The 1,569-nt window shown below is 45.5% G+C and carries 1 rRNA gene; it reads right to left on the reverse strand.

The annotated features are described in order from the left end of the window. Positions 1 to 1,156: ribosomal RNA gene (locus BET10_RS04125) — 23S ribosomal RNA — on the reverse strand; the annotation flags it as partial. Positions 1,157 to 1,569 lie beyond the last annotated feature (413 nt).

A 1,569-nucleotide genomic window follows, 5' to 3' on the forward strand; every position in this document is an offset into this window, starting at 1 on the left:
ATTCGCAGCCGCAGCTTCGGTGGTATGTTTAGCCCCGTTACATCTTCCGCGCAGGCCGACTCGACTAGTGAGCTATTACGCTTTCTTTAAAGGGTGGCTGCTTCTAAGCCAACCTCCTAGCTGTTTTAGCCTTCCCACATCGTTTCCCACTTAACATACACTTTGGGACCTTAGCTGGCGGTCTGGGTTGTTTCCCTCTTCACGACGGACGTTAGCACCCGCCGTGTGTCTCCCGGATAGTACTTTACGGTATTCGGAGTTTGCAAAGGGTTGGTAAGTCGGGATGACCCCCTAGCCTTAACAGTGCTCTACCCCCGTAAGTATTCGTCCGAGGCTCTACCTAAATAGATTTCGGGGAGAACCAGCTATCTCCCGGTTTGATTAGCCTTTCACTCCTAGCCACAGGTCATCCCCTAACTTTTCAACGTTAGTGGGTTCGGTCCTCCAGTTGATGTTACTCAACCTTCAACCTGCCCATGGCTAGATCACCGGGTTTCGGGTCTATACCTTGCAACTAAGCGCCCAGTTAAGACTCGCTTTCGCTACGGCTACCCTAATCGGTTAACCTCGCTACAAAATATAAGTCGCTGACCCATTATACAAAAGGTACGCAGTCACAGGACGAGCCTGCTCCTACTGCTTGTACGTACACGGTTTCAGGTTCTATTTCACTCCCCTCACAGGGGTTCTTTTCGCCTTTCCCTCACGGTACTGGTTCACTATCGGTCAGTTGGGAGTATTTAGCCTTGGAGGATGGTCCCCCCATATTCAGTCAAAGTTTCACGTGCTCCGACCTACTCGATTTCACTTTAGATAAGTTTTTGTGTACGGGACTATCACCCTGTGTCGTCAAACTTTCCAGAATGTTCCACTAACTACACTAAAGCTTAAGGGCTGGTCCGATTTCGCTCGCCGCTACTATCGGAATCTCGGTTGATTTCTTTTCCTACGGGTACTTAGATGTTTCAGTTCTCCGCGTTCGCCTCATATGGCTATGTATTCACCATATGATACCTGTAAACAGGTGGGTTTCCCCATTCGGAAATCCTAGTCTCAAGCGCCTCTTACTGGCTCAACTAGGCTTATCGCAAGTTAGTACGTCCTTCATCGCCTCCAACTGCCAAGGCATCCACCGTGTACGCTTAGTCACTTAACCATACAACCCAAAATAGTTTTTCTTCGCTTTTGAACTTTATACTGCGTTTCTCTCGATTTTTACTTGGTCACATAACACGTTATGTTCCCGTCGATAAAAATCTCAAGGGCCTTGTCTAAAGCACAAAATCATTGAAAAATGTCCAGTTTGGCATTGTATATTCAAAGACTGATTTCAACTTCGCCAGAAGTTAATTGCATTAATTCTCTTGAATATTCGCTTCGCTATAGGGCGTTATAAATTTGTGGAAGCAAGGCAGATTTTGAAACAAATAGTGGTTCTATTTGTAAGAAATCTAACGCTGCTAACGCGAATTTTAGACCGCTAGAGCAAGTTAATATTTGAGTGAGTTAATGCCAGAATACTAAAGTAGATGCTAATTAATCGATTGATTAATTGGCATTGTTTTACTT

This window comes from Pseudoalteromonas amylolytica, assembly GCF_001854605.1.
Taxonomy (GTDB): Bacteria; Pseudomonadota; Gammaproteobacteria; order Enterobacterales; family Alteromonadaceae; genus Pseudoalteromonas; species Pseudoalteromonas amylolytica.